This is a genomic window from Micromonospora sp. NBC_00898, from assembly GCF_045207895.1.
Taxonomy (GTDB): Bacteria; Actinomycetota; Actinomycetes; order Mycobacteriales; family Micromonosporaceae; genus Micromonospora.
The window spans coordinates 5,762,896-5,783,974 of the sequence record NZ_CP108775.1 but is presented as its reverse complement, the minus strand read 5'-3'; the positions used below and the strand labels follow the sequence as shown (position 1 = coordinate 5,783,974).

General features: G+C 73.3%; 13 protein-coding genes. 5 read left to right on the top strand and 8 right to left on the bottom strand.

The window, feature by feature from the left end; translation table 11 throughout:
* Window positions 1-12 precede the first annotated feature (12 nt).
* From OG799_RS28110 to OG799_RS28100, 3 genes are all read left to right on the top strand, one after another.
* Window positions 13-651 carry a hypothetical protein gene (locus OG799_RS28110; RefSeq protein ID WP_406039171.1) on the top strand — a complete coding sequence of 213 codons (639 nt, stop codon included), beginning with the start codon at window positions 13-15 and terminating at the stop codon, window positions 649-651.
* A 172-nt stretch (window positions 652-823) separates the two neighbouring features.
* On the top strand, window positions 824-2,845 hold the full coding sequence (locus OG799_RS28105; protein ID WP_406039169.1) for a flotillin family protein: 2,022 nt from the start codon (window positions 824-826) through the stop codon (window positions 2,843-2,845).
* Window positions 2,838-7,910, top strand: a complete 5,073-nt coding sequence (locus OG799_RS28100; RefSeq protein WP_406039167.1) for a DNA repair ATPase — start codon at window positions 2,838-2,840, stop codon at window positions 7,908-7,910. Before OG799_RS28105 ends, OG799_RS28100 begins: the two co-directional genes overlap by 8 nt.
* A gap of 50 nt (window positions 7,911-7,960) precedes the next feature.
* On the opposite strand, the gene OG799_RS28095 is transcribed toward OG799_RS28100, so the two are convergent.
* The 4 genes from OG799_RS28095 to OG799_RS28080 form a co-directional block, all read right to left on the bottom strand.
* Window positions 7,961-9,511: a N,N-dimethylformamidase beta subunit family domain-containing protein gene (locus OG799_RS28095; protein WP_406039165.1), complete on the bottom strand. Its 1,551-nt coding sequence runs from the start codon at window positions 9,509-9,511 to the stop codon at window positions 7,961-7,963.
* Between the two features lie 102 nt (window positions 9,512-9,613).
* A complete protein-coding gene (locus OG799_RS28090) occupies window positions 9,614-11,179 on the bottom strand; it encodes an AMP-binding protein (RefSeq protein ID WP_406039163.1) in 1,566 nt (521 codons plus the stop codon).
* 311 nt (window positions 11,180-11,490) lie between these two features.
* Window positions 11,491-12,705 (bottom strand): acyl-CoA dehydrogenase family protein, encoded by a 1,215-nt coding sequence (locus OG799_RS28085; protein ID WP_406039161.1) that lies wholly within the window; start codon window positions 12,703-12,705, stop codon window positions 11,491-11,493.
* A 1-nt stretch (window position 12,706) separates the two neighbouring features.
* Entirely contained in the window at window positions 12,707-13,159 is a 453-nt protein-coding gene (locus tag OG799_RS28080) for an SCP2 sterol-binding domain-containing protein (RefSeq protein ID WP_406039159.1), read from the bottom strand.
* Window positions 13,160-13,237: 78 nt separating this feature from the next.
* On the opposite strand from OG799_RS28080, the gene OG799_RS28075 reads away from it, so the two are divergent.
* Entirely contained in the window at window positions 13,238-13,876 is a 639-nt protein-coding gene (locus OG799_RS28075) for a TetR/AcrR family transcriptional regulator (RefSeq protein ID WP_406039156.1), read from the top strand.
* 62 nt (window positions 13,877-13,938) lie between these two features.
* On the opposite strand, the gene OG799_RS28070 is transcribed toward OG799_RS28075, so the two are convergent.
* The 3 genes from OG799_RS28070 to OG799_RS28060 form a co-directional block, all read right to left on the bottom strand.
* Window positions 13,939-14,556 carry a DedA family protein gene (locus tag OG799_RS28070; protein ID WP_406039154.1) on the bottom strand — a complete coding sequence of 206 codons (618 nt, stop codon included), beginning with the start codon at window positions 14,554-14,556 and terminating at the stop codon, window positions 13,939-13,941.
* 58 nt (window positions 14,557-14,614) lie between these two features.
* Window positions 14,615-15,436 carry a MaoC/PaaZ C-terminal domain-containing protein gene (locus OG799_RS28065; protein WP_406046431.1) on the bottom strand — a complete coding sequence of 274 codons (822 nt, stop codon included), beginning with the start codon at window positions 15,434-15,436 and terminating at the stop codon, window positions 14,615-14,617.
* Between the two features lie 320 nt (window positions 15,437-15,756).
* The gene (locus OG799_RS28060) at window positions 15,757-17,115 is read right to left on the bottom strand and encodes a 3-oxoacyl-ACP reductase (RefSeq protein ID WP_406039152.1); all 1,359 of its coding nucleotides are present in this window, start codon (window positions 17,113-17,115) and stop codon (window positions 15,757-15,759) included.
* Window positions 17,116-17,169: 54 nt separating this feature from the next.
* Here OG799_RS28060 and OG799_RS28055 point away from each other — a divergent pair, with 54 nt between their 5' ends.
* The gene (locus OG799_RS28055; RefSeq protein ID WP_406039150.1) at window positions 17,170-18,462 is read left to right on the top strand and encodes an acetyl-CoA C-acetyltransferase; all 1,293 of its coding nucleotides are present in this window, start codon (window positions 17,170-17,172) and stop codon (window positions 18,460-18,462) included.
* A gap of 65 nt (window positions 18,463-18,527) precedes the next feature.
* Here OG799_RS28055 and OG799_RS28050 read toward each other — a convergent pair whose 3' ends face one another.
* Window positions 18,528-20,837, bottom strand: a complete 2,310-nt coding sequence (locus OG799_RS28050) for a PKD domain-containing protein (RefSeq protein WP_406039148.1) — start codon at window positions 20,835-20,837, stop codon at window positions 18,528-18,530.
* Window positions 20,838-21,079 lie beyond the last annotated feature (242 nt).

Here is a 21,079-nt window from a genome sequence, read left to right as displayed (position 1 = left end):
GGGGGTGCGCCGGTGGCCGGGTTTCTGGGTACGGCGCTCAGCTTCCCCACCGTGCTGTTCAGCTTCCTGCTGGTGGTCGTCGTCGGGTACTGGCTGCTGGTGCTGACCGGGGTGCTGGACCTCGGCGACGACCTGGACGTCGACGGGGTGCCGGGTGGCGTCCTGGCCGGCCTCGGGCTCGGCGGCGTGCCCGCCACCGTCGTGTTCTCCCTGCTCGTGGCGGTGGCCTGGTTCGTCAGTCTGGCCGGCACCGCGCTGCTCGACGGGCTCGGCCTCGGCGTCGCCGCCCGGATCGCCGTGTCGATCGGGGTGCTGCTGGCGGCGGTGCTCTGCGCCTGGCTGGTGACCCGACTGGTCGCCGTACCGCTGAGCCGCCTCTTCCCCACCGGTACGGAGTCCAGCCGGCACGCCTTCGTCGGCAGCCTCTGCACCATCCGCACCGGCCAGGTGACGGCCGACTTCGGGCAGGCGGAGGTGACGGCGGCGGATGGCTCCTCCGCGGTCGTCCAGGTCCGCCAGCCCGGCGCCGAGCCGCTGCGCGCCGGCAGCTCGGCGCTGATCTACGACTACGACGTCGAGGGCGAGTTCTTCTGGGTCATGCCCGCGGGCATCGCCTTCGACCCTGACCCTTCGCGTCAGGCACCGATGTAACCGTCGCCGGTGGCCCACTCCCGCGACGGCGGGTCACCCCCTTCGAGCCCGGACCGGACACCGCACCCCGCCGCCGGCCCGCCCCACGCTGCCCCCGCACACCTCAGCGAAAGGAGGATGCGCGGCCCTCACCGGTCCGCCCGCACCCCGGGCCGGCGCCGCGCGCTCAGCCATGGATGTCATCACCACCGGGATCGGCGTACTGCTCGCCGTCCTCCTGCTCGTCGTACTCGGCGTGGTCCTGCTGGTCAGCCGCCTGTTCCGCAAGGTGGAACAGGGCAAGGCGTTGATCGTCTCCAAGGTCCGCCGGGTGGACGTCACGTTCACCGGGGCGGTCGTCCTGCCGGTGCTGCACAAGGCCGAGATCATGGACATCTCGGTGAAGACGATCGACATCGAGCGGACCGGCAACGAGGGTCTGATCTGCCGGGACAACATCCGGGCCGACATCCGGATCACCTTCTTCGTCCGCGTCAACAAGACCACCGAGGACGTCATCAAGGTGGCGCAGGCCATCGGCACCGCCCGGGCCAGCGACCGGGAGACCCTTCAGGAGCTGTTCAACGCCAAGTTCTCCGAGGCACTGAAGACGGTGGGCAAGCAGCTCGACTTCGTCGACCTGTACACCAAGCGCGACGAGTTCCGCGACCAGATCATCCGGGTGATCGGCACCGACCTCAACGGGTACAGCCTGGAGGACGCGGCGATCGACTTCCTCGAGCAGACCCCGATGTCCCAGCTGGACGCGAAGAACATCCTCGACGCCCAGGGCATCCGGAAGATCACCGAGCTGACCGCGATCGAACACGTGCGGACCAACGAGTTCCAGCGCAGCGAGGAGAAGGAGATCACCCGGCAGAACGTCGACGCCCGGGAGGCGATCCTGGAGCTGGAGCGTCGCCAGGCGGACGCCGAGGCCAAGCAGCGGCGCGAGATCGAGACGGTGCGGGCCCGCGAGGAGGCCGAGATCACCCGGGTCCGGGCGGAGGAGCGGCTGCGGGCCGAGACGGCGAACATCCGCACCGACGAGCAGTTGGGCATCCAGCACGAGAACCGGACCCGGGAGATCGCGGTCGCCGAGAAGAACCGCGAGCGGGTCATCGCGATCGAGACCGAGCGGATCGAGAAGGACCGCATGCTGGAGGTCATCGGCCGGCAGCGGGAGACCGAGCTCAGCACGATCTCCAAGGACAAGGAGGTCGAGGCGGAGAAGCGGGCCATCGCCGAGGTCGTCCGGGAGCGGATCGCGGTCGAGAAGACCGTCGCCGAGCAGGAGGAGAACATCAAGCGCCTGCGGGTGGTCGAGGAGGCCGAGCGGACCCGCCAGGCGGTGGTCATCCAGGCCGAGGCCGAGGCCCAGGAGAACCTGGTCAAGGACATCAAGGCGGCGGAGGCGGCCGAGACGGCGGCGAAGTTCAAGGCGCGTGAGGAACTCGTCCTCGCCGAGGCCCGGCAGCAGGCCGCCGAGCTGGACACCCGGGCCAAGATCCGGCTGGCCGAGGGCCTGCAGGCCGAGGCGGCGGCGGCCGGGCTGGCCGAGGTCCAGGTCCGCGAGCGGAGCGCCGAGGCGATCGAGAAGGTCGGCCGCGCGGAGGTCGCCGTCGAGCGCGACAAGGCCCTGCTTGCCGCCGAGGCGGTACGCGAGAAGCTGAAGGGCGAGGCCGAGGGTCTCACCGACAAGGCCGCGGCGATGGCCGCGCTGGACGACGCCACCCGCCAGCACGAGGAGTACCGGCTGCGGTTGGAGCTGGAGAAGGAGGTCCGGCTCGCCGGGCTGGACGCGCAGCGGCAGGTCGCCGAGGCGCAGGCGAGGCTGGTCTCCACCGGTTTGGAGAAGGCGAACATCGACATCGTCGGCGGGGACAGCGTGTTCTTCGACCGGCTGCTCAGCTCGATCTCGTTCGGCAAGAGCGTGGACGGCTTCGTTGCGCACTCCGACGTGGCCCGTGGGCTCGCCCAGCCGTGGCTGGACGGCACCGCCAGCTTCACCGACGACCTGACCCGGATGCTCGGTTCGATCAACACCGGTGACGTGCAGAACCTCACCCTCTCCGCGTTCCTGCTGCAGCAGATGCGGGCCGGCGGCGCGGATCAGGGCAAGCTTCAGGAGCTGTTGAAGGCCGCGCAGCGTCTGGGCGTGGCGGAGACCCCGGTGGGCGCCCTGGCCGGCCCCCGGCAGCGTGCCGGTGAGTGAGCCGGTGCCCGGTCCGACCGGCGGGAACGCGGCCGGGCCGACCGGGGTGGACGGCGGTCCGGCCGGGCTGGACGCGGGCAGCTACGAGGTGCTGCGGTACCGGCTCGTCGGGCAGGCCGCCGAGCTGGCCCGCCGGGCGGAAGGGCTCAACGCCCGGCGGCTGGAGGTCTTCGGCAGCACCGAGCTGCGCCTGCTCAGCACCGAGCGGATCCGTACCGGGAACAACTGCGTGCCCCGGGACATCGTCCCGGTGGGTGGGTTGATGCTCTTCGGCTACAACGTCTTCATCGGCCTGAAGCCGGAGACGACGGTCGACGACGTCTTCTCGCTGCACCGCTTCGCCTGGGACCGGGCCGTTGACGGCGCGGCCGACGAGGACGGGAAAGACGCGTTCCGGTTCGACCGGGCCGGCCCGGACGAGCTGCCCGGCCTGCTGCGCGACCCGGTGTTCCAGCGCGACTTCGCGGAGCTGTACCGCTACTACCGGCAGACCCGGCTGCTGCAGCTGCGCCGGCTTGACGGGCGGCTGCTGGCGGTGTTCCAGACCGGCCCGCGCACCGACGACATCCGGGTGCTGCGTTGGCGGCTCGACCCGGACGGCGGCGTCGGCTACCTGGACAACCGGGGCGAGCGGGACCACGTCTTCCCGCCGTCGCACGACTTTGAGTGGGTCGAGACGACCCGGGAGGACCACGTCCTCGGCCGCCACCCGCACATCTCCATCGCCGACGAGATCTTCGTGGAGACGGTCGGCGGCACGCTGACCGTCAAGCTGGAGAACAACACCGAGGTCGGCGAGGGCATCTACGACGAGCCGGTGGACGAGCCGTTGCAGAGCCTGGCCGACGGCGACGTGAGTTGGGCCCGGGTCGGCCCGCTGATCCTGCTGCGGATGCGGCCGTACAAGGAGACCGAGTGGCGGCACCTGGTCTTCAACACGCTGACCCGGGAGGTGGTCCGCCTCGACGGCATCGGGCCGGCCTGCCAGCGGCTGCCCGAGGACCACGGGATCATCTTCCCGGGCGGCTACCACCTGGCAACCGGGGTCACCCGGACCTTCGACACGGACGTGTCCGGGCTGGAGTTCGAGCGGGTGGTCCGCTCCCCGAACGGGGAGGACGTCCTCTACGTCTTCCACGCCCGGGCCGAGGGCCGCTCGCTGCTGCTGCCGTACAACGCCATCCGCAAGGAGGTGGCGGCGCCGATCCTGTGCCACGGGTTCTCGCTCTTCGACGACGGCACGCTGGTGGTGTTCCGGGCGACCTCCGAGGGGCCGACCCGGGTCCACCCGATGCAGATCTGGCAGACGCCGTACGTCTCCGACGCGTACGCGGCGGCCCAGCCGGCGGGCACCGGCCCGCTGGAGCGGGTCGGCAACGCCGACCTGGTCCGGGGCATCTCCGACTGCCTGTCGGTGGCCCGGATGGTCGACGGCGCCGTCGCCACCACCGGCGTGTACGAGGCGCTGATCGCGGCCTGCGCCCGGGTCGTCGACCACTACCACTGGCTCGGCGAGGCCGACCTCGGTGACCTGCTGGCGCCGCTGGCCGAGCTGCGGCGCACCGCCGTCGCGGTGCTCGACGAGTACGAGAAGGTCCGCGCCCTCACCGAGCAGGCGCGGACCGCGCTGGACGAGGCGGGCGAGCGGATCGCCGCGCTGGCCCGCCGGGCGCGCGGCGAGGCGCCGCTCACCGCCGACGACTGGGTGCGGCAGCTCGCCGGGCTGCGTCAGGCGCGCGGCCACCTGGAGACCCTGCGGGAGCTGCGGTACGTCGACCAGCGGCGGATCGACGAGCTGGCGGAGCGGCTGGACGGGGAGCTGACGGCCGCCGGCCGGCGGGCGGTGGACTTCCTGCGCCGGGACGACGCGTTCACCGGCTACCAGGCCGAGGTGGACCGGCTGGCCGGGCAGGGCGCCGCGATCGGCACGGTGGCCGAGGGCGGGGCGGTCCGGGAGGAGCTGGCCGGGCGGGCCGAGGGCCTGCAGACCATCACCGACGTGGTGGGCGGGCTGGACATCGCCGACGCGACCGTACGGACCGGGATACTGACCCGGGTCGGCGAGGTGCTGGGCGCGGTCAACCGGGCCCGGGCGGTGCTGGACAACCGCCGCCGGGAGCTGCTGGAGGTGGAGGGCCGGGCCGGCTTCGCGGCCGAGTTCGCGCTGCTCGGGCAGGCGGTGACCGGGGCGCTGGCGGCGGCGGACACCGCCGAGCGCTGCGACGAGCAGCTCGGCCGGCTGCTGCTGCGGGTGGAGGACCTGGAGTCCCGGTTCGGGGAGTTCGAGGACTTCCTCGCCGAGCTGACGACCCGGCGGACCGAGATCTATGAGGCGTTCTCCTCGCGCAAGCAGGCGCTGCTGGACGAGCGGGCCCGGCGGGCCGACCGGCTCGTCTCGTCGGCGGAGCGCATCCTGGTCAGCGTGCGACGCCGGATCGGCACCCTCGGCTCGCTGGACGAGATCAACACCTACTTCGCGGCGGACCCGATGGTCGGCAAGCTGCGCGCGGTCGTCGACGAGCTGCGTACCCTCGGCGACCCGGTCCGGGCCGAGGAGCTGGACGGCCGGATCCGGGCCGCGCGCCAGGAGGCCGGTCGCGGCCTGCGCGACCGCCTGGACCTGTACGCCGACGGCGGCGAGACGATCCGGTTGGGCCGGCACCGGTTCGCGGTGAACACCCAGCCGGTCGACGTGACCGTGGTGCCGCACGACGGCGGGCTGGCGGTGGCGGTGACCGGCACCGACTACCGCGCCCCGGTGCGGGACTCGGAGTTCGCCCGCACCCGCCGGTTCTGGGAGCAGCTGCTGGTCTCCGAGTCGCCGGCGGTGTACCGCGCGGAGTACCTGGCCACGTCGATCCTGACCGCCGCGGAGGCGGGCCGGGAGAGGCTGACCCTGGACGGGCTGCGGGCGGCGGCGGCCGACGCCGGTGACCTGCGCGAGCTGGTCCGCCGGTTCGCCGAGGCCCGCTACGACGAGGGCTACGAGCGGGGGGTGCACGACCACGACGCCACGGAGCTGCTGCGGGCGTTGCTGCGCCTGCACGCCGGGGCGGGCCTGCTCCGCTACCCGCCGGCCGCCCGGGCCGCCGCTCAGCTGTTCTGGCGGTTCGGCGCGGCCGAGCCGGCCCGGGCCGGCTGGACCGCCCGGGCCACCTCGCTGGCCCGGGCCCGGGACCGCTTCGGCCGCCCGGACCATGCCGCAGTGCCGTCCGACGGCGACCGGACGGACGCGGGTGACGCGATCGACCGGCTGCACGCCGAGCTGGCCGAAGAGGTGGGCCGCTTCCTGACCGACACCGGGCTGACCGGACCGGCCGCCGACGCCGACCTGGCCGGGGAGTACCTGTTCGAGGAGTTGTCCCGGCCGCCCGCGGGCTTCGTCACCGGCGCCGGCGCGCGGGCCGTGCTGGACCGGTTCCGCCGCGCCCTCGGCGGCCCGCAGTCCCGCTCCACCCGGGAGTTCGACGCCGACCTGCGCGCCCTCGACGGCGACCTGACCAGCCGGTACCAGCTCGTCGAGGCGTGGCTGACCGCGTTCCTCGCCACCGACGACGGCACGCTGTCCGGGTACGACCTGCCCGAGGCGGTCGCGGTGGAGCTGTGCGGCGCCGACCTGCCACGACACGAGGCGGCGGCGACGATGTCGGAGACCGTCGGCGGGCTGCTCGGCGCGCACCCGCGGATCGTCGGGTCGGCGGTCACGCTGCGGCTGGACGAGACGCTGGCCCGGACCCGCCGGTTCCGCACCGAGTCGGTGCCCGCCTACCGGGACTACCAGCGCCGGCGCAACGCGCTGGTGGCCGCCGAGCGGGACCGGCTGCGGCTGGAGGAGTACCGGCCGCGGGTGATGAGCGCGTTCGTCCGCAACCGGCTGCTCGACGAGGTCTACCTGCCGCTGATCGGCGACAACCTGGCCCGCCAGCTCGGCGCGACCGGCGACGCCAAGCGGACCGACCAGTCCGGCCTGCTGCTGCTGATCTCCCCGCCCGGCTACGGGAAGACCACCCTGATGGAGTACGTGGCCAGCCGGCTCGGCCTGGTCTTCGTCAAGGTCAACGGGCCCGCCCTGGGCTCGGGGGTCACCTCGCTCGACCCGGCCGACGCGCCCGACGCGACGGCCCGGCAGGAGGTGGAGAAGATCTCCTTCGCCCTGGAGCTGGGCAACAACGTCCTGCTCTATCTCGACGACATCCAGCACACCTCGCCGGAGCTGCTGCAGAAGTTCATCTCGCTCTGCGACGGGCAGCGCCGGATGGAAGGTGTCTGGGAGGGCCGGACCCGCACCTACGACCTGCGGGGCAAGCGGTTCGCGGTGTGTATGGCGGGCAACCCGTACACCGAGTCGGGGCAGCGGTTCCGGGTGCCGGACATGCTGGCCAACCGGGCCGACGTGTGGAACCTCGGCGACGTGCTCTCCGGCCGGGAGGAGGTGTTCGCGCTCAGCTACATCGAGAACGCGCTCACCTCGAACCCGGTGCTGGCGCCGCTGTCGGGCCGGGACCGCGGCGACGTCGAGCTGCTGGTCCGCCTCGCCCGCGGTGACGACTCGGTGCGGGCCGACCAGCTCTCCCACCCGTACTCGCCGGTGGAGCTGGAGCAGATCGTCGCGGTGCTGCGCAAGCTGCTGCGGGTGCAGCAGGTGGTGCTCGCCAACAACCAGGCGTACATCGCCTCGGCGGCGCAGTCCGACGCGTCCCGCACCGAGCCGCCCTTCCAGCTGCAGGGGTCGTACCGGAACATGAACAAGCTGGCCGAGCGGATCGTCCCGGTGCTCAGCGACGAGGAGCTGGAGGCGGTCATCGACGACCACTACGTTGGGGAGGCGCAGACCCTCGCCGCGGGCGCCGAGGCGAACCTGCTGAAGCTGGCCGAGCTGCGCGGCCGGCTCACCGCCGAGCAGGCCCGACGGTGGGCCGAGGTGAAGGACGGCTACCTGCGGGCCCGCGCGCTCGGTGGCGCCTCCGACGACCCGGTGGACCGGGCGGTGGGCGCGCTCGGCCTGCTCGCCGACCGGGTCGGCGGGGTGGCGGCGGCGATCGGCCGCGCCGCCGACCGGGCCTGACGCCGGCGGCGGGGTGTTTCCGGTACGCCGGGCGCCCCGCCGCCGACCCGTCAGCCGCCGGTTTGCACCACCGGGCCCGTCGACGCGCCGACCCGGCCGGTGATCCGGTCCAGCAGGTTGGCGGTGGCCCGCTCGATCCGCTCGTCCCGGTGCCCCTGCCGGTTCAGCGCCATCGTCCAGCACAGGGTGCCGGACGCGAACACCAGCGCGCCCTGCGGCGTCTCGTACAGGTGGGTGTTCTGCACCTGGCGGCGGCCGTCGCGGGTCCGGTACGGGGACGCGCTGAGCACGGCGGCGTCCACCCCGGACGGGCGGGGCGTGTCGGCTTGCACGCCGTCGGCCTCGCCGCCGACCAGGCCGGGGATCCGATCGCCGTCGGCCACCCCCGTGCCGGCCCAGAACCAGTGGTCCGCGGACCGGACCACCAGCGGCTCCGGGGTGCCGACGATGCCGTTGTACTGCACCCCCAGCAGCGCCTGCTCAGGTGGGCCGAGGGCGCGCCAGGTGACGGTCGGGCCGGCGCTGTCCGCGCCCGGGTCCGGGGTGGTCTTGGCGCAGGCCACCACCCGCCCGGGGCGGCCGTCGTCGGCGGGACGCACCCGGACGTGCCAGTAGATGCTGTTGGCGCCGAGGAAGGCGAGGCTGGTCCCGCCGGCGGCGGCCCGTTCCACCGCCCGGCGCATCTCCCGCGACCAGTACTCGTCGTGCCCGCAGAAGACGATCCCCCGGTGCCGGGTCGGGTCGAGCCGTCCCGAGTGCAGGTCGAGGCTGGTCGCGTAGGAGACGTCGTAACCGCTGCGCTCCAGCCACTGGATGGCGTCGTGGTCCCGGTCGAGCTGGATCGGGATGCCGTGTTGGGCATAGGGGCGGTCGAAGGAGACCTCCCGCGCCCGGAGCCGGGGGTCCCGGCGGCCGGTGGCCCCGTAGCCGTTGTAGAGGCTCTTGCCAGCCCGACGGTCCCGCGGCCACTGGTTGTACGCCTGCCAGGTGGTGAGCGGCAGGACCACGCAGAGCGCGGCGGGCCGCCGGTCGTCGCGGACCACGAACGGGGTGCAGGCGCGCCAGCCGTCCGCCGAGGTGAAGACGGCCTGGTAGAGGCCGGAGGTCCAGTCGTCGGGGACGCGGACCGTCCAGGACACCGGCCAGCGGCAGGTGATCGTCCCGGTCGTCGGGTCGGCCCGCGGCACCGGCCGCGGCACGCCGTCGAACTCGGGGCTGGTCAGCATCGTGCGGGCGCCCGCGCCGTCGTACCAGCCGAGCCGGTGGATGGCGATCCGGTACCGGCCGGCCGGGTTGACCGCGACGTGGAAGTCGATCGTCTCGCCGGGGGCGACGCTGGTGGCCGAGGCGTACCCCTGGATCTGGCGGTGCCGGTCGTCCACTGCCGGGTGGCGGTCCTGCGGCCACCAGGGCGTGCCGGCGGCGCGGTTCTCCACCTCGACCGGGGGCGGTTGCTGCCGGACCACCGGCTCGGTGTGGCGGCGCCCGAGGGCCGGCTCGGTGTGGCGGCGCCTGAAGACGGGCTCGCTGCTGCCGAGCGCCACGGCGGAGACCCCGCCGGCGAGGAGACCGAGTGCCCAGCGCCGGCGGAGACGGACCATCGAGCAGCTCCTGGAACATGTGAGCGAGGACCTGCCGGGACCGGCGGTGGATGAGAAGTTACCACCGGCCGAGAGCCGGGTCCGTCCCTTGTGTTCCCCGTTTCAGCCGTAGTAGCGGCGCAGCTCGCGGCTGAGCACCTTGCCGGTGGCGTTGCGGGGCAGGTACTTGACGAAGATCACGTCGCGGGGCACGGAGAAGCGGGCCAGGTAGTGCCGGACGTATTCGCGGACCGCCTCCGGGTCGAGCGTCTCGCCGGGGTGCAGGGCGAGGAACGCGGCGAGGCGCTGGCCGTACTCGGGATCGGGCACCCCGATCACGGCGGCCTCGCGGACCTGTGGCAGTTGGGCGAGCAGGTCCTCCACCTCGGAGGGGAAGACGTTCTCACCCCCGGAGACGATCATGTCGTCGGCGCGGCCGTCGACGAAGAGCAGACCCTCGGGGTTGACCCGGCCCAGGTCGCCGGTGTCCAGCAGGCCGTCGTGGGTCTCCCGGCCGGCCCCCGAGGTGTACCCCTCGAAGAGCATCTCGTTGCCCACGAAGATCCGCCCGACGCGCCCGTCCCCGACCGGCTCGCCGGTGTCGTCGAGGATCTCCAGTCGGGTGCCGTGCGGCGGGCGGCCGGCGGTGGTCGGGGCCGCGCGCAGGTCGGCCGGGCCGGCGATGGACGCCCAGGAGACCTCGGTCGAGCCGTACAGGTTGTAGAGGACGTCCCCGTAGCCGTCCATGAACCTCCGCGCCAGGCCGCCGGGCAGGGCCGAGCCGCTGACCGCGACCACCTTCAGCGGCGGCCGGGGGTTCGGCGGCGGCACCTCCAGCAGCCGCTGCAGCATCACCGGCACGGCGAAGAGCGCGTCGCACGGCTGGGCGGCCAGCGCGGCCACCGTGGCGGCCGGGTCGAAGCGGCGGTGCAGCACGATGGTGGAGCGCAGCGCGAAGGCGACCTGGAGGGCCGCGTACCCCCAGGTGTGGAAGATCGGCGCGGCGATCAGCACGGTGTCGCGGGCGTGCAGCGGGATCCGGTCGATGATGGAGACCAACGGGCCGAAGCCGTGCGGGGTGGGCCGTCGGGCGCCCTTCGGGGTTCCGGTGGTGCCGGAGGTGAGCACGATGGTCCGGCCGTCCCGCTCGGGCGGCCGGAGCTGGTCGCCGGGCAGGGCGCCCGCGATCAGCTCCTCCTGGCCGCGCTCGTCGACGCGCTGCACGTCGGCGGGGAGGCCGAGGACCCGCTCGGCGAACTCGGCGTCGTGCACCAGCACCCGCAGCGACTGTTCCTCAGCGACGGTGGTCAGCTGCGCGGCGGAGAGCCCGGTGTTGACCAGGACGGCGTCCGCGCCGAGCAGCATCGCCGCGACGATCGCCTCGATCAGCCCGTGGTGGTTGCGGCACAGCACCCCGACCCGGTCCCCGGCCTGGACGCCGAGCCCGGCGCGCATCGACCGGGCCAGGCGTTCGGACCGGTCCAGCAGCTCCTGATAGGTCAGTTCGACGCCCTGCTCGTCGACGACGGCCGTCCGGCCGGGGTCGCGGGCGGCGGCCTGGCGCAGCTCACCGGCGAGGCTCCAGCCCCACTTGCGCAGCGCGCCGAGCTGCGAGGCGACCCGGATCGGACGGCCGGGGGTGAGCAGCCCGCGCCGGGTCAGCGTGGCGACAATGAACGGCAGGTCCAAGCCGCAACCTCCTTCGGGGAGCAAGGGAGGGCCCCCGGGGAGCCCTGCCACGCCGAGCGTGTTCTTTCGATCATGCACCCGCGGCGGCGGGGAGCCCAGCCGGCGTTCGCCCTGCCCACCCGCCGGACACCGTGGGTCGGCACCGTCGGACCGGACGGTGAGGACGCTGTCGCCGCGTCGTCGGCCGGCGACCCGGGGTCACCCTCGGTGGGCGCCCAGGCCGTGGCGACGCCGCCCGGCACGGCGGCGCCGCCACGGGTCGGGTCCGCGTCGGCGGCCGGGGTCGGCCCGTGGGCCGGACCCGGCCGCGGTCAGCGGATCTGCACCCCGGAGATCGCGCGGGAGATGACCAGTCGCTGGATCTCGGAGGTGCCTTCAAAGATGGTGTAGATCTTGGCGTCCCGGTACCAGCGTTCGACCGGGTGGTCGCGCAGGAAGCCGGCGCCGCCGAGCAGCTGGACCGCCTTCTCGGTGACCGCGACGGCCACCTCGCCGGCCTTGAGCTTGGACATCGAGCCCTCGCCCGCGGTGAACGGCCGGTTGTTGCGCCCCATCCAGGAGGCCCGCCAGACCAGCAGCCGGGCTGCGTCGATCTCCATCCGCATGTCCGCCAAGGCGAACGCGACGGCCTGGTTCTCGATGATCGGCCGGCCGAACTGGACTCGGTCCTTCGCGTAGTCCAGGGCGTACTCGTACGCGGCCCGGGCCACGCCGAGGGCCTGCGCGCCGACCGTGGGCCGGGACAGCTCGAACGTGCGCATCGCCGCCTGGCCGGAGGCGCGCTGGCCGGAGCGGGCCCGGTCGAGCCGTTCCAGCAGGGCGTCCCGGCCGCCGAGCAGGCAGCGCCCGGGCACCCGCACGTCGTCGAGGAAGACGTCGGCGGTGTGCGACGCGCGCAGCCCCAGCTTGCGCAGCTTGCGGGTCGCGCTGAGCCCGGCGGTGCCCGGCGGCACGACGAACGCGGCCTGCCCCCGGGAGCCGAGCGACGGGTCGACGGAGGCGGTGACCACGTGCACCCCGGCGATCCCGCCGTTGGTGGCGTACGCCTTCTGCCCGCGCAGCACCCACTCGTCGGTGGCCTTGTCGTAGACCGCCCGGGTGCGCATCGACCCGACGTCGGAGCCGGCCTCCGGTTCACTGGTGCAGAAGGCGGCGACGGCCGGCGAGTCGACGTCACCGAAGCACTGCGGCACCCATTCGACGAGCTGGTCGGGGGTGCCCGCGCCGTAGATGGCGGCGACGGCGAGGGAGGTGCCGAAGATGCTGAGCCCGATGCCGGCGTCGCCCCAGAAGAGCTCCTCGCTGGCGATCGGCAGGGACAGGCCGGTGGGGTCGGCCCAGCAGGTGGCGAGGAACTCGAAGCCGTACAGGCCGACCTTCGCCGCCTCCTGGATGACCGGCCAGGGGGTCTCCTCCCGGGCGTCCCACTCGGCCGCGGCCGGGCGCACGACCTCGGCGGCGAAGCCGTGCACCCAGTCGCGGAGATCCCGCTGTTCCTCGTTCAGGTCGAGCGAGAACTCGGCCACGTCAGGCCTTGGGGATGTCGAACAGGTTGGCGATGTTGGCGGCGAGGCCCAGGTCGCCCTTGGCCTTCAGCTTGCCGGTCATGAACATCATGACCGGGTTGGCGCCACCGGAGACGATCTTCAGGAACTCGACCGGGCCCATGGTGAGGCTGAGCTTCGGGTCGCGCTGCGCGCCCTCGTTGACCGTGCAGGTGCCGTTGTCGATGACGATCTCGTAGGTGTCCGTGCCACCGTCCGGACGGCCCGTGATGTTCCAGTGGATGACCGCGTTGGTGGAGCCGGCACGGTCGGCGCGGAACAGCGACGGCATCCGGTTGAAGACCTCGCTGAGGACCTTGCCGCGCAGGTCGCCGGACATCACCTCGGCGATCTTGTCGTCGGGGGTGGACTTGACCAGCTGCGCGAACTCCTTGGGGCCGACGTTCGCGAAGTTGGCCGGGTCGAAGTCAGTCATGGGGGATGCACCTCTCGGGGCGGGCCGACTTTGGTTACTCTGGCGTAACCTTACGCACGAGTAGGTATGCTCGCAAGAGTGTCCAGCACACCCACCTTCAAGCGCCTGCCCCGGGCCGTCCGCGAGCAGCAGATGCTCGACGCCGCGGTAAAGGTCTTCTCCCGGCGCGGCTTCCACGCCGCCAGCATGGACGAGATCGCCGAGGACGCCGGGATCTCCAAACCGATGGTCTACGCGTACCTCGGCACCAAGGAGGAGCTCTTCGTCGCCTGCCTGCACCGGGAGGGCACCCGGATGATGGAGGCGATCGCCGGGGCCGCCGCCCCCGACCTCCCCGCCGACGAGCGGCTCTGGCGCGGGCTGCGGGCCTTCTTCGGCTTCGTCGGCGCGCACCGGGACGGCTGGGCGGTGCTCTACCGGCAGGCCCGCGGCGAGCAGCCCTTCGCCGGCGAACTGGCCACCATGCGCGGCCGGCTGGTCGAGGTGGTCGCCGGGATGCTCGACCACGCGCTGCGCGCCGAGGGACGCGAGGTGGGCCCCACCGACCTGGAGGTGGTCGCGTACGCCCTGGTCGGCGCGACGGAGTCGCTCGCGGACTGGCTCGCCGACCACCCCGACGCCGACCCGGAGAAGACCGCCACCCGGATGATGAACGTCGCCTGGCTCGGCGCCGCCCAGCTGCTCACCGGTGCCACCTGGCACCCACCCGCCCCCTGACGGCACCCGCCCCTACCGCCGTGCCCCACGCTGCGGCGGTTCGGAGCCGCGGCCGTGCCGGGTCAGCGGCGGGCAGCGGCGCGGGAGCGGGCGCGGCGGCGGGTCCAGCGGGTGACCTCCAGCACGCCGGTGACCGCGATGGCGAGGCCGATGCCGACCAGCAGGCCCTTGACCGGGTCGCGTTCGAAGGCCAGGCCGCCGAAGTAGCCGAGCAGCCCGCAGTAGACCGCCCAGGTCCCACAGGCCAGGGCGTCGTAGCGCAGGAAGCAGCGCAGCGGATAACGGACCGCGCCCATGGTCAGGGTGACGGCGGTGCGACCGCCGGGCAGGTACCGCGAGGTCGTGAGGATCGAGCCGCCGCGCCGGTCGACGGCCCGCCGGGCCCACTCCGACCCGGCCCGCCGGCGACTGTCGGCGGGCAGCCGGGCCACCCGGTGGGCGCCGCCGCCCCGGCCGATGCCGTAGGAGACGTGGTCGCCGACCAGCGCGCCGAACGCGGCCACCGCGATGACCGCGACCAGGTCGGGCTCGCCGCCCGCCGCGAACACCGCCGCGCTGATCACCACCGTCTCGCCCGGCACCGCGGGGAAGAACGCGTCGACCGCGGTGACCACGAAGATCACCAGGTACACCCACGGCGAGGTGACCGTGTGGTGCAGCAGGTCGAGCACGGACTCCATGCCCCCATGCTCGGGGGCTGCGGTGGCCCGAGGAGGCGCTTCCTCCACATACCGGTCGTCAGCGCACCGTCCCGGTCAGGTGCGGGCGCCCGGAACGGTCGTGCAGCGCGAAGTCCCAGCCCGGGGTGGCGCTGAACGCCACCATCGACGGCAGCGGCACCGGCAGCTTGAACGCCACGTCGACGGTGTAGGCGTCCGGCAGCCGGCCCTCCAGCGCCGCCAGGCAGTGCGCCTTGCTCCACATCCCGTGCGCGATCGGCCGGGAAAACCCGAACAGCCGCGCGCCCAGCCGGGAGGTGTGGATCGGGTTGTGGTCGCCGGAGACCCGCGCGTAGTCCGTGCCGACCCGCGGGGTCAGCCGCCAGTGCGCCGAGGGGGCCGGCGGGGTCGGCCGGTCGCCCCGGTCGCGCCGCGCACCGCCGCCGCCCTTGCGCTCCTTGCCGAGGTACGTCGAGACGCCGCGCCACACCTCCGCCCCGTCGACCGACCCGACGAGCACCACGTCGAGCTGCCGGCCCCGGTCGTGCGGGCGGAGGTTCTCCGCGTACGTCCGGAAGTCCAGCCGCTCGCCGGCCTCGATCGGCCGGTGCACGGTGATCCGGTTGGCCACGTGCACCACCCCGGTCAGGGGGATCGGGAACTCCGGCGCGGTCATCAGCCGCAACGCCAGCGGGAACCCCAGCACGTGCGGGTACGTCCCCGGCAGCCGGTCGGCGAGCCGGAAGCCGCAGACCCGGTCGTAGTCGGCCAGGTGGGCCCGGTCCACGGCGACACCGACCACCGTCAGCTCGACCGCGGGGAGGGTGTCGCCGCGCCGGCCGCCCAGCCCCGGCAGGGCGCCGAGCAGGGCCCGCCGGTAGAGCGCCCCGGCCGCCGGCATCCGGGGCAGCTCGACAACGGCCCGGCCGGCGCCGTCCGGTCCCGCCCCGCCGGAGCTGAGCCGCGCGGGCGATCCCCCGACCGCCCCGCCGGTCGGGGCGACCGCGCCGAAATCCCGGGTGGCCTCGACGCCGGGGTCCCCGGCCGCGTCGGCGGTGACGACGAACCCCGACAGGTCGCGGGTGGCATCCGCGTCCGGGGCGGCCGCCGCTGTCGCGGCGACGTGGAGGCCCGTGAGGTCCTGGGTGGGGCCGTCGATCAGCTCGTGGACCGAGAGGTCCTCGGCCGGGCCGTCCGCCGGCCGGTTCTTCCGCCTCGCCATCACGCCCCCAACAGACTCTGGCCGCAGACCCGGACCACGTTCCCGCTGACCGCGCCGGTCGCCGGCCAGGCCAGCCAGCCGATCGTCTCGGCGACGTCCACCGGCAGGCCGCCCTGGGACATGCTGTTCATCCGGCGGCCCGCCTCGCGCAGCAGCAGCGGGATGCGCGCGGTCAGCCGGGTCTCGATGAAGCCGGGGGCGACCGCGTTGACGCTGATGCCGCGGTCGCGCAGCGCCGGGGCCAGCGAGTCGACCAGCCCGATCACCCCGGCCTTGCTGGTGGCGTAGTTGGTCTGGCCGCGGTTGCCGGCGATGCCGGCGATCGAGGAGACCGAGACGATCCGTCCGCCGGTCGGGAACAGGGCGCGTTCCAGCAGCACGTCGTTGATCCGCTCCTGGCTGGAGAGGTTCACGTCGATGACGGAGTCCCAGCGGTCGGCGTCCATCCGGCCCAGCGTCTTGTCCCGGGTGATGCCGGCGTTGTGCACCACCACGTCCACCCGGCCGTGCCGGTCGGCCAGGTGCCGGGCGAGGCGGGTCGGGGCGTCCGGGGCGGTCAGGTCGAGCTGGACGGCGGTGCCGCCGATCTCGTTGGCGACCGCGGCCAGCTCGTCCCCGGCGGCCGGGATGTCCAGCGCGACGACCTGGGCGCCGTCCCGGGCGAGCACCCGGGCCAGCGCGGCCCCGATGCCCCGGGCCGCGCCGGTGACCAGCACGACCTGCCCGTCCAGCGGCCGGTCCCAGTCGGCCGGCGGCTGCGCGGTGCCGGCGCCGACCCGGATCACCTGGCCCGAGACGTACGCGGAGCGGCCGGACAGCAGGAAGCGGAGGGTCGACTCCAGGCTGGTCAGCGTGCCGGGGTCGGCGGCCTTCGTCACGTGGACCAGTTGGGCGGTGACGCCGCGGCCGAACTCCTTGCCGATGCTGCGGGTCAGCCCCTCCAGGGCGCGCTGGGCGGTGGCCGCGCGGGGCGAGTCGCACTCCTCGGGCGGGGTGCCGAGCACGACCACCCGGCCGCTGGGCAGCAGCGTCCGGGCCTGCGGGTGGAAGAAGTCGTAGAGCTGCCGCAGCTCGGTGGAGTCGGTGATGCCGGTGGCGTCGTACACCAGGGCGGCGTAGCGGGCGGTGGCGTCGGTGGCGGTGGCCGGGTCGCGCAGCTCGACCCCGGCGTAGGTCAGGATCTTGGCGACCGGCTCGGTGAGCCGACCGCCGTCGGCCGTGCCGAGCAGGACGGGTCCGGGGACGAGCGGGTCGCCCGGCGTGTGCCGGCGCAGTCGAGGCGGGTCGGGCAGCCCGAGGCGCTTGACCAGCGCGCGACCGGCCCCCGATTGGACGAAGCTCGCGTACCTGTCGGTCATGGGCGTAGCCTACTGGCGAGTAGGGTTCGGGCAACAGCTTCGAGGAGGCCGATCGTGCAGAGTGTCCGGCGGGTCGCGGTCATCGGTGGCAACCGCATCCCCTTCGCCCGCTCCAACTCCCGGTACGCGCACGCGTCCAACGCGGACATGCTCGGCGCGGCCCTGGACGGCCTGGTGGCCCGGTTCGGGCTGGCCGGCCAGCGGGTCGGCGAGGTGGTCGCCGGCGCGGTGCTCAAGCACTCGAAGGACTTCAACCTCACCCGCGAGGTGGTGCTCGGCTCCCGGCTCGACCCGCGCACCCCCGCGTACGACATCCAGCAGGCCTGCGGCACCGGCCTGGAAGCGGCCATCCTGGTCGCCAACAAGATCGCCCTCGGGCAGCTCGACGTGGGCGTCGCCGGTGGCGTGGACACCACCTCGGACGCGCCGCTGGCCGTCAACGAGGAGATGCGCCGCACCCTGATCCAGCTCAACTCCGCCCGGACCCTCGGCGAACGGCTGAAGGTCGCCGCGAAGTTCCGCCCGCACCAGCCGTTCAAGCCGGAGATCCCGCGCAACGCGGAGCCGCGTACCGGGCTGTCGATGGGGGAGCACGCGGCCCGGACCGCGCTGCGCTGGAACGTCGACCGGCAGGCCCAGGACGAGCTGGCGTTCCGCTCCCACCAGCGGCTCGCCGCCGCGTACGGCAAGGGTTTCTTCGACGATCTGATGACCCCCTACCTCGGGCTCAACCGGGACCAGAACCTGCGCCCCGACACCAGCCTGGAGAAGCTCGGCTCGCTCAAGCCGGTCTTCGGCCACCGTGGCCCCGACGCCGAGCGGGCCACCATGACCGCCGGCAACTCGTCGCCGCTCACCGACGGTGCCTCCACCGTGCTGCTGGCGTCGGAGGAGTGGGCGCGGGAGCACAGCCTGCCGGTGCTGGCCTGGTTCAGCTGGTCCGAGACCGCTGCGGTCGACTTCGTGCACGGCGACGAGGGGCTGCTGATGGCCCCCGCGTACGCGGTGCCCCGGATGCTGGCCCGGGCCGGGCTGACCCTCCAGGACTTCGACTACTACGAGATCCACGAGGCGTTCGCCTCGCAGGTGCTGGCCACGCTGGCCGCCTGGGAGTCGCCGGAGTTCTGCAAGGAGCGGCTGGGCCTGGACGCGCCGCTCGGGTCGATCGACCGGGACCGGCTCAACGTCAACGGCTCGTCGCTGGCCGCCGGGCACCCGTTCGCCGCCACCGGCGGCCGGATCGTGGCCACCCTGGCCAAGCTGCTCGCCGAGGAGGGCAGCGGGCGGGGCCTGATCTCGATCTGCGCCGCGGGCGGGCAGGGCGTCACGGCGATCCTGGAGCGCTGACTTCGGTACGAACGGCGACGCCCGCCCGGATCGTGCCGGGCGGGCGTCGAACGTGTGGTGCGGGCTCAGCCGAGGGTGAACTTCTCCCAGGGGCCGATGGCGGTGCGGTTGGCGATCAGCGGCTTGGCTCCAGCGTTTTCGGCGGTGACGTAGCGGGCGTTGATCGCGGCCTTGAGGCTGACCGTGCCGTCGGTGTTGCGGATCAGGGTGAACCGTTCCCAGGCGCCGACGGACGCCCGGTTGGCGATCAGCGGCAGGGTGCCCTTGCTGTCGGCGCTGACGAACTTGTTGTCGGCGCGGGCGAAGATGGCGATCTGCCCGTTGCCGAGGTCGACCAGGTCGAACCGCTCCCACGGGCCGACCGTGGTCCGGTTGGCGATGAGCGGCTTCGTGCCCCGGCTCTCGGCCGTGACATACCGGCCGTTCGCGCCGGCCTTCAGGGACCGGTCGGCGTCGGTGACGGTGACCCGGTAGAACTTCTGCGCCGTGCCGATCGTGGTGGAGTCGGCGGTCAGCGGCATGGTGGCCGACGGGACGCTCACGTAGCGGTTCGAGGCCGCCGCCCGCAGACTGACAGTGCCGTCCGCGTTGCGGAGCAGGTTGAAATGCTCGGCCGTGCTGGCCATGGTGCTGGCGGGAATGAGCGTGCCGTTGCCCTTGACATACCGGCGGGCGGCCCGGGAGAAGAGGGCCACCTGGCCGTTGCCGGCATCTGCGAGGTCGAACTGGGCGGTGGCGCCGAGCGCGGGCTGGTCGGCCACCAGTGTGCTGCCGGCGAAGGCCACCGCCGGGTAGCGGAGGTTCGTCAGGGCGAGGAGCCCGATCGTGCCGGTACGCCGCAGGATGGTGATGCCCTGCGTGGCGCTGCTGGACCGGCCGTCGCTGCCGGAGACCTGCACCGAGACGTTGTAGTCGCCGGGGGTCGCGTAGCGGTGCGAGGCGACGGGGGTGGCCTGCGTCAGGACCGTGCCGTCACCGAAGTCGAACACGTACGAGGTGATTGGCACGTAGCCGTTTAGCGAGGCGGAGGCGTCTGCTGTGACGGAACCGGCGCCGAGATCCAACGCCGTGTCGAGCTGGGCGTAGGGGCTGCCGAGGGTCTCGAGCGAGCCCCGGTCGGCGTAGGTGACCGGCCCGGCGCCGGTGTCGGCCCGAGAGGGATTGTCCACCCGGGCGGCCCCGACCCGGTCGGTGGCCTGATAGCCCGGGGCCGCCGAGTTGGCCGAGTCCTCTCTGTCCCAGCTGTACGGCGTGTCCCTGTCGTGGGCGGCCTGGCCCGACGCGGCACGGAAAGCGTTCAGACCCATCCGCGTGCCGTTCCACGAGTAGGCGGTCCCGGACGGCGAGGCGAAGTGGTAGGTGTTGTTGTAGTCGACCACCGTGTCCTTGCCGGCGTCGCCGTAGACGCCGATCTCCGCACCCGGGTCCGCCGACGGGTCGCAGTAGCTCTGGCCGAAGAGCCCGTTCGAGGTCAGCGCGTTGTTCTGCACCGACACGCCGGTCGACGCCCCGTCGACCCGGATGCCGTCGAGGCAACGACCGGTGACGCTGTTGTTGGTGATCGCCGTGCCGGCGGCACCACGGTTGTGGATGCCGGCGCCCGCGCCGCTGCCGACCTGGTTGTTGGCCACCACCGTGCCGGCCGCGTCCGGTCCCACCGCGATCGCCGCGCCGGTGAAGCCACTGATGTTGTTGTTCAGGACGGTGTTCCCGGGCCCGTCGACCTTGACGCCCACGCTGTGGTCGACGAGGTCGTAGTTCGACCAGCTCAGCACGTTTGCGGAGCGGACGACGACACCGGTGGTCGTCGCGTCCAAAGTCAACGCGGCGACGGGCGCCTTTCCGCTGGCGGTGAGCTGCTTCAGGGTCGACCGGGTAACCCCGGTGAGCCGTACGGCGGGCGCCGTGGAGACGTCGGCCATGGCGTAGGTGCCGCCCTGGATCGTGATGCCGGCGGCGTTGTGGAGGTCGAGGGCGGGCACGTCGACCGCCTTGGTCACCCGGAGGTTCTGGAGCACGATGTCGTGCTGGCCGTCGATGACGAAGCCGGCCGTCGCCCCGCTGAGGGTGGCGACGCCACTGGCGAGGATGGTGATCGGCTGGTCCGCCGTGCCGGAGGTGCCGATGGTGATGCGTTCCGGGTAGGTGCCCTGGCCGACATCGACGGTCTGGCCGGCGGTGACTAGCGCGACGGCCGGACCGATGGAGCAGAAGGGCTGCGCCAGCGTGCCGAACCCGGTGTCCGAGCAGTCGGTGGACTGCTGGCGGACGTACAGGACCGTCGGGTCGGCGGCCTGGGCGGGGGACGCGGCGGAGAGCAGGGAGCCGCCGGTCAGCGCGACAGCGGTGAGCCCGGCGAGGGAGGGTTTGCGCATGCGTGTCCTCGGTCGAGGAAGAAGGACCCGGCGCGTGCCGGAAGTGAGATGGAGACGATGATCTACTACTTTCCGGCAGCCCGCTGTCCGGGCCGGCATAAGGCGCAGAGCGTATCGAAGACGTCCAAGGAGGGCGGCCGTTCCACCCCGCTGCCGAGCTGATGGAACTCGGGAATGGACCGACACCAACCGCTCACGCCGTCTGACATCTCGCTTCGAAGCAACCTCGTCGCCGCGTCGTT

Excerpts from the sequence above, each read along its gene's own strand:
- OG799_RS28105 (WP_406039169.1), top strand. The coding sequence starts at position 824 with ATGGATGTCATCACCACCGGGATCGGCGTACTGCTCGCCGTCCTCCTG.
- OG799_RS28095 (WP_406039165.1), bottom strand. The coding sequence starts at position 9,511 with ATGGTCCGTCTCCGCCGGCGCTGGGCACTCGGTCTCCTCGCCGGCGGG.
- OG799_RS28080 (WP_406039159.1), bottom strand. The coding sequence starts at position 13,159 with ATGACTGACTTCGACCCGGCCAACTTCGCGAACGTCGGCCCCAAGGAG.
- OG799_RS28070 (WP_406039154.1), bottom strand. The coding sequence starts at position 14,556 with ATGGAGTCCGTGCTCGACCTGCTGCACCACACGGTCACCTCGCCGTGG.
- OG799_RS28065 (WP_406046431.1), bottom strand. The coding sequence starts at position 15,436 with ATGCCGGCGGCCGGGGCGCTCTACCGGCGGGCCCTGCTCGGCGCCCTG.
- OG799_RS28060 (WP_406039152.1), bottom strand. The coding sequence starts at position 17,115 with ATGACCGACAGGTACGCGAGCTTCGTCCAATCGGGGGCCGGTCGCGCG.
- OG799_RS28050 (WP_406039148.1), bottom strand. The coding sequence starts at position 20,837 with ATGCGCAAACCCTCCCTCGCCGGGCTCACCGCTGTCGCGCTGACCGGC.